The organism is Gilliamella sp. WF3-4 (genome assembly GCF_001690275.1).
Taxonomy (GTDB): Bacteria; Pseudomonadota; Gammaproteobacteria; order Enterobacterales; family Orbaceae; genus Gilliamella; species Gilliamella apicola_C.
In genome coordinates this window covers 19,464-27,227 of the sequence record NZ_LZGW01000019.1, presented here as the reverse complement: position 1 = coordinate 27,227, position 7,764 = coordinate 19,464, and the positions used below count along the sequence as shown (strand labels likewise).

Here is a 7,764-nt window from a genome sequence, read left to right as displayed (position 1 = left end):
TTCTAAACAAACAATCTGTGTGAACACTTACGAGCTCTTCGTAAGGAGGTGATCCAACCGCAGGTTCCCCTACGGTTACCTTGTTACGACTTCACCCCAGTCATGAACCACACCGTGGTAAACGCCCTCCCGAAGGTTAAGCTATCTACTTCTGGTGCAACCCACTCCCATGGTGTGACGGGCGGTGTGTACAAGGCCCGGGAACGTATTCACCGTGACATTCTGATTCACGATTACTAGCGATTCCGACTTCATGGAGTCGAGTTGCAGACTCCAATCCGGACTTAGACGTACTTTATGAGGTCCGCTTGCTCTCGCGAGGTCGCCTCCCTTTGTATACGCCATTGTAGCACGTGTGTAGCCCTGGTCGTAAGGGCCATGATGACTTGACGTCGTCCCCACCTTCCTCCGCTTTATCAACGGCAGTCTCCTTTGAGTTCCCGGCCAAACCGATGGCAACAAAGGATAAGGGTTGCGCTCGTTGCGGGACTTAACCCAACATTTCACAACACGAGCTGACGACAGCCATGCAGCACCTGTCTCACAGTTCCCGAAGGCACTCCCATATCTCTACAGGATTCTGTGGATGTCAAGACCAGGTAAGGTTCTTCGCGTTGCATCGAATTAAACCACATGCTCCACCGCTTGTGCGGGCCCCCGTCAATTCATTTGAGTTTTAACCTTGCGGCCGTACTCCCCAGGCGGTCGATTTATCGCGTTAGCTTCGGAGCCCATCACTCTAGGCAACAAACTCCAAATCGACATCGTTTACAGCGTGGACTACCAGGGTATCTAATCCTGTTTGCTCCCCACGCTTTCGCATCTCAGCGTCAGTATCTGTCCAGAAGGCCGCCTTCGCCACCGGTATTCCTCCACATCTCTACGCATTTCACCGCTACACGTGGAATTCTACCTTCCTCTACAATACTCTAGTTAACCAGTTTTAAGTGCAATTCCTAGGTTGAGCCCAGGGCTTTCACACCTAACTTAATTATCCGCCTACATGCCCTTTACGCCCAGTCATTCCGATTAACGCTCGCACCCTCCGTATTACCGCGGCTGCTGGCACGGAGTTAGCCGGTGCTTCTTCTGTAATTAACGTCAATTGTTGCACCTATTAGATACAACACCTTCCTCATCACCGAAAGTACTTTACAACCCGAAGGCCTTCTTCATACACGCGGCATGGCTGCATCAGGGTTCCCCCCATTGTGCAATATTCCCCACTGCTGCCTCCCGTAGGAGTCTGGACCGTGTCTCAGTTCCAGTGTGGCTGGCCATCCTCTCAGACCAGCTAGAGATCGTCGCCTAGGTGAGCCTTTACCCCACCTACTAGCTAATCCCATATGGGTTCATCAAATGGCGCATGGCCCGAAGGTCCCATGCTTTGGTCTCTCAACTTTATGCGGTATTAGCAGTCGTTTCCAACTGTTGTCCCCCTCCATTCGGCAGATCCCCATACTTTACTCACCCGTCCGCCACTCGTCATCAAGTGCAAGCACTCATGTTACCGTTCGACTTGCATGTGTTAAGCCTGCCGCCAGCGTTCAATCTGAGCCATGATCAAACTCTTCAATTTAAAGTTTGATGCTCAATAACTGTCTCTGACATATTCAAATGAATCTTCAGTGTCACTTATCAAGACTTAATTTTTTAGTCCGTAGACTTTAATTTTTTGTCTCGCAAGTGCCCACACAGATTGTCTGTTTCTTATTTTTAAAGAGCTAACAGCCTTTTTAAATCAACTAACTTTTCGTTAATTTACTTCGCTGTCTCAAGGGTTGCATATACTACGCTAACCTTTTTTATTCGTCAAGATCTTTTTTCAAAATTTTTGATCTTAATTTTTCACTAACTTGCCTCAGCTTTTCGCTGACGCCGTGTCAGTGGATGCGCATTATAGGGACTTTAAAAATTCGTGCAAGCATTAATTTCAATTTTCCTCTCGTTTGTTTTTTATTTGTTCAAACCCTTTTATTCGCTGCATTTGATCTAAATATAAAAACCCTCGAATTTTCAATAATTTTTTCAAAATTAATTTATATTTTGACTATATTTAAAAAGAGAACGATTATTCTCACTATAGTAATTATTCTTTTTTTACCAAAAGCATTAAAAAGCACTAAATATAAATAACGTGATTTAGCGAATTCCACCTATAAGATATTTTGCGTTATTTTTGAAAATTAATTTTATTATGTTAGCAATCATAATACTGATAACTAAAGTAGAGACTAAAAAAGTTACAGCCCCCAATGATGCTAACCAACCATTATCCGTTTTAATTATATTGCTTAGTGGAGAGAGATATAACAGATGCTCAAGCTGTAACACAATGATTTCATGAATAAAATAGATAGGAAAACTTATATTTGCCATATAAGAGAAAAATTTATAAATCTTTCCTTTATTCTCTTTATGGTTGAGCCCATCTAAAAAATAAAGTGCTAATATAAATAAAACGATCTTTTGTAATGTATCATAATATAGCTTTTCTACAACCAAATGAGTCATATAGCGATAAGCAAATGGAATGAAAAAACATAAACAAAAAAAGGATATTATCAAAAACAAATTATCTTTTACTGATTTGATAATAGTTTCATAATTTTGTTTTATCATCATGCCAATTAGATAAATAGGACCGTAATGCAATAAATTTAAAAACGGTTTAGTAAAATCTGGCTTAGTAAACATCACAACCCAAAACATAGCAATCAAACCTGCAACAATTAATTTTTTTTTCGACCAATAAAAGAAAAGTGGTCCCATTAAATATATCATGATAATCATTGGCATAAACCATAAAGGTAGAAGCTGTGTGCCAGTTAGCATCATGTGAACTATCGCATTCATAACACTAGGCTCAATTGATGAGAACCATGGCAAATTGGATAAGTACTGATAATGAAAAAAGATAAAACAAAAAAGTGATACCGAAATATAAGGGCATACTACTGTCTTAAATTTTGATAAATAGTATGCTTTAGTATCATATTTGTAAGTCAAGTGTTGAAATAAAAAACCGGCAATTAATACAAAAAAAGTAGTGAAATTAAATGCAAATAAATTTAAAAAAGAAAATAAATAACTATTTGTAATTAAATGATTATTTTTAAATACACCTAAGCAGTGACTAAAAACAATCATAATAATCGCAACGCCACGTAATACGTGAATAGAATGAATTTTTTGCGGTTTTTCTGTTAGCATTTTCGATAGTGTGAATAATGAAAGTGAATGTGCATACATTATCACATATTTATGTAACTAGAATACTCTTTTACAAAAAAAAACCATATAAGAATACAGTGAAAATATTGATATAAATCAATATTATAATCGAATTATGCTTGATTTGATTACCTAACCAATTTATTCGCCGCAAATGAACAAATAGGAATAATTTCTCGATTTTCCTGCCGGAGACGTTTTACCACTAACTCTAATAAATTATCAGCGATACCTTGCCCTCGATATTTTGGATCGGTATAAGTATGATTAATAGTCGCTTTATCTTTTCCCACTCTTGTAAAAGTCATTTCAGCGATTTCTTTATTATTAGTATCACAAACATAAAAGCGATTGCTTTCTTCTAAAAAACGTAATGACATAAAATTACCCGCATAATATGTGTAATTAATTGACTATAAAGTACATCCATACTTAATAAAATCCAAGAATTTTTAATAATAACTGAAATCTATTACAGGAAAACATGTAGAGAAAAAAATAGGTGACGGTTTTAAGATTTTATCTTTAACAGTTCACCTATAGCAAAACAGAATGATATTAATTAATGTAGATTATGCTTTAGTTGCACAATAAACATTTAAAATAATCGTTTGGCAGTATTGTATAGATCAATATCAAATGGGCGTTTCATATTATTGATAGCATCAACAATATTATGATGCACTAATTTATTATTTTGTACACCTACGCTTCTACCTGCCTCACCTTGTAACAATAATTCAACGGCATAAGCTCCCATACGAGAACCTAAAATACGATCATAAGGAACCGGTGAACCGCCTCGTTGAACATGCCCTAATACTGTTGCCCGTGTTTCGTGATGGACTGCTGCTTCAATGTCTGCAGCAAGTTGCTTAACATCACACATATGCTCGGTAACAGTCACAATCGCATGTTTTTTACCTTTAGCAAAGCCGAGTTTAATCTCTTCGATTAGATCTTCTTTAGTATATGAAACCTCAGGAATAATCATAAACTCACATCCACCGGCAACTGAGGCATTTAAGGTTAGATCGCCACAGTCTCGTCCCATAATTTCAATTACTGAAATTCGGTTATGTGAAGAACAAGTATCGCGTAATCTATCAATAGCTTCAACAGCAGTGCTAAGCGCAGTAAAATAACCAATAGTATAATCAGTGCCACGAATATCATTATCAATAGTACCTGGTAAACCAATACATGGGAAACCTTCTTCAGTCAATCGCATTGCCCCCATATAAGAACCATCACCACCAATAACAACTAAAGCATCAATTTGATGCTTTTTCAAATTAGCAATGCCCTTTTGTCTTACTGCTTTATCTTTAAATTCTGGAAATCTAGCCGAACCAAGAAATGTGCCACCACGAGTAATAATATCTGACACACTTGAACGTTCTAGTTGAACAATGCGATCTTCACAAAGACCCATATAACCATCATAGATACCAAAAACATCTAGCCCTTCTGCCAATGCAGTTCTAACTACACCACGAATAGCTGCGTTCATTCCTGGAGCATCGCCACCACTGGTTAAAATACCTATTTTTTTTATCATATTAAATAACTCCAATTTATTAACTTTTCGTTATTATAGAGTCTTAACAGATATCTAACAATAGACAATAAAAGCTATTTCTGATTAATTTTTCTGCTTTTTCATTTCAGCAGGCACAACTGAAACTGGGTCTTGATGAATAATTACTGTTGCAGGTGAAAATTCTTCTGCAATATATTTTTCAATAGCATCCGCAATAGCATGAGCTTTAATTAAAGGCATGTCGTCATCGAGTTCAAGGTGTAATTGAATAAATTTTATAGGTCCTGCTTGTCGTGTTTTTAGATCATGAAAACCTAGAACATCAGGGTATGAAGAAATAATTTCAGCAATTCGTACATTATCGCTATCAGGCAAAGCGCGATCCAGCAGATCTTGGATAGCATGATAAGCAATATGGTAAGCATTATAACAAATATATAAAGCAATCAAGGCGGCAAAGACAGCATCAGCATAAGTAAGTCCATACCAACTTAAGCAAAGCGCAATGATAACAGCAATATTCATCAACATATCGGAGGAGTAATGTAGCATATCAGCCTGAATAGCATGACTATGAGTCATTTTTACAACTCGCCTTTGATATAAAACAAGGAAGCCTGTGATTACCGCCGAAACTGTCGAAACCATAATTCCTAATAAAGGGATTTGCAATTCGCTAGGATGAATAAAAGATCGAATACTAGAAAATAATAAAATTATCGCCGAGCCAATAATAAATGCGCTTTGTGACAATGCAGCCAAAGATTCAGCCTTGCCATGACCAAAAGTATGCTCATCATCAGCAGGTTTTAACGCATAGCGAACTAAAAAAAAATTGAAACCAGATGCAAGTAAATCAATACTTGAATCCAGTAATGAAGCAAATAAACTTATTGAACCAGTTAACCAACACGTAATAAATTTAATTAAAATTAGGAAAATAGAGGTCAAAACGGCAATTAACGTTGCTCTTTTAACTAACTTTTCGTACAAATGTGAATTTGGCATTTAGTATCTAATTTATTGATAAGACTCAATTCCCAACGGAAGAACTAACTGCTCGGCAACCTCAGCAGCCTTTGTTCGGCCTAACAATACATCGATAATTTTTAAAGCAAAATCAATAGAAGTCGCAGGACCTTGACTAGTAATAACGTTATTCGACTTGTCAAAATAAACCCTATCTGCTTTCCAATTTTTGAATGCATCTTTAGTTGTTGGGTAGCCTGTCATATTAGCGTTAGGAAATAAATTATGATGTTGTAAAACCATAGCTGGCGAAGCACAAATTGCAGCAACAATACCACCATTTAAATGCGTTTGCTTTAATTTTTCAATCAATAATGGACAATCTCGAAAGTTTTCAGCTCCTTTTAACCCACCAGGCAACACCACTACGTCAAAATCGATGTATTGAATGTCTGAAAATACTTTTTGAGCCAAAATTGTTACGCCTCGAGAGCAGGCAATTTCACGAGAACTTGAAATGCTGGCTGTCGTAACATTAATTGCTGCTCGAGTTAATAAATCAATTGTTGTCACAGCTTCGGTTTCTTCACAACCGTCCGATAAAAACACCAATGCTTGTTTTGTCATTATTTTATTATCCTTTCAATATTGGCACCTAATTTTCTTAATTTTGCTTCAATATTGTCATAGCCTCGATCAATATGATAAATACGATCAACGGTAGTTAGTCCCTCAGCTATACAACCCGCTAAAACTAAACTTGCTGAAGCTCGTAAGTCCGTTGCCATTACTTGTGTACCACCGAGCTTTTCGACACCGTGAGTTATTAAGGTGTTACCTTCAATTTCTGCTCTGGCTCCCATACGAATTAATTCAGGCACATGCATAAACCGATTTTCAAAAATCGTTTCTTTAATGATCCCTGTGCCTTCAGCAACCATATTTAATAATGAAAATTGAGCTTGCATATCAGTAGGAAACCCTGGGTGAGGTGCGGTATGAATATTCACTGCTTTCGCTCTTTTTCCTTGCATATCTAAACACACCCAATCTTTACCAAATTCAATTTTAGCACCAGCTTCCTTCAGCTTAGAAAGCACAGCATCAAGCAAAGTGGGATCAGTATTACGACAAGTAATTTTACCTTTGGATATCGCAGCTGCCACTAAAAAAGTCCCTGTTTCAATGCGATCAGAAACTATCTCATGAACACCACCACCTAAGCGTTCAACACCTTCAATCTCAATACGCATAGTACCAGCACCTGTAATTTTGGCGCCTAGCATATTTAAAAATTTAGCTGTATCAACAATTTCAGGTTCACAAGCTGCATTTTCGATTATCGTTTTACCTTCCGCTAAAGTTGCTGCTGACATAACAGTAACGGTTGCACCAACACTTACTTTATCCATCACTATATGAGCACCTTTAAGCCGACCATTTACTGATGCTTTAACATAACCTTCATCAAGCGTGATAGTTGCACCTAATTGTTCAAGACCAGTAATATGAAGATCGACAGGCCTTGCTCCGATAGCGCAACCACCAGGCAATGAAACTTGTCCTTGCCCAAATCGTGCTACAAGTGGACCTAAAGCCCAAATTGAAGCTCGCATAGTTTTAACTAACTCATAAGGCGCACAATAGTTATTAAGATGACCCGCATCAAGATGAATAAAGTCATTTCGCTCACATTTTACACCTAGCTGACTTAGCAATTCCAAAGTCGTATCAATATCTCTCAACTTGGGAACATTTCTAAGTTCAACAGGCTTTTCAGCCAAAATGGCAGCAAATAAAATTGGCAGCGCAGCATTTTTTGCGCCAGAAATAACCACTTCACCGTTTAACGTGGTAGGGCCTTTTACGTGAAACTTTTCCATTATTAACTCTTATGCGTGATAAATTGGCAAACATTATAGAAGTTATTTACTAATAGATAAATGAATTTCATGAAAAAATTAAAGTGCTATTCTTTTCAAATCAACTAAAAGTACAGAAAATCAAACGCTATCAAA

General features: G+C 37.5%; 6 protein-coding genes and 1 rRNA gene. All 7 read right to left on the bottom strand.

Features of this window, described 5'->3' with window-relative positions; all coding sequences use genetic code 11:
• Positions 1-41 precede the first annotated feature (41 nt).
• Positions 42-1,579: ribosomal RNA gene (locus tag A9G47_RS04920) — 16S ribosomal RNA — on the bottom strand.
• 563 nt (positions 1,580-2,142) lie between these two features.
• On the bottom strand, positions 2,143-3,213 hold the full coding sequence (locus tag A9G47_RS04915) for an acyltransferase (RefSeq protein ID WP_255309207.1): 1,071 nt from the start codon (positions 3,211-3,213) through the stop codon (positions 2,143-2,145).
• 149 nt (positions 3,214-3,362) lie between these two features.
• Entirely contained in the window at positions 3,363-3,614 is a 252-nt protein-coding gene (locus tag A9G47_RS04910; protein ID WP_065567324.1) for a GNAT family N-acetyltransferase, read from the bottom strand.
• A gap of 218 nt (positions 3,615-3,832) precedes the next feature.
• Positions 3,833-4,795, bottom strand: a complete 963-nt coding sequence (gene pfkA, locus A9G47_RS04905; protein ID WP_065567323.1) for a 6-phosphofructokinase — start codon at positions 4,793-4,795, stop codon at positions 3,833-3,835.
• A gap of 84 nt (positions 4,796-4,879) precedes the next feature.
• The gene (locus A9G47_RS04900) at positions 4,880-5,785 is read right to left on the bottom strand and encodes a cation diffusion facilitator family transporter (protein WP_065642332.1); all 906 of its coding nucleotides are present in this window, start codon (positions 5,783-5,785) and stop codon (positions 4,880-4,882) included.
• 12 nt (positions 5,786-5,797) lie between these two features.
• Positions 5,798-6,373 carry a protein deglycase YajL gene (gene yajL, locus A9G47_RS04895; RefSeq protein WP_065582145.1) on the bottom strand — a complete coding sequence of 192 codons (576 nt, stop codon included), beginning with the start codon at positions 6,371-6,373 and terminating at the stop codon, positions 5,798-5,800.
• Entirely contained in the window at positions 6,373-7,629 is a 1,257-nt protein-coding gene (murA, locus tag A9G47_RS04890) for a UDP-N-acetylglucosamine 1-carboxyvinyltransferase (RefSeq protein WP_065642331.1), read from the bottom strand. Before murA ends, yajL begins: the two co-directional genes overlap by 1 nt.
• Positions 7,630-7,764: the final 135 nt, after the last annotated feature.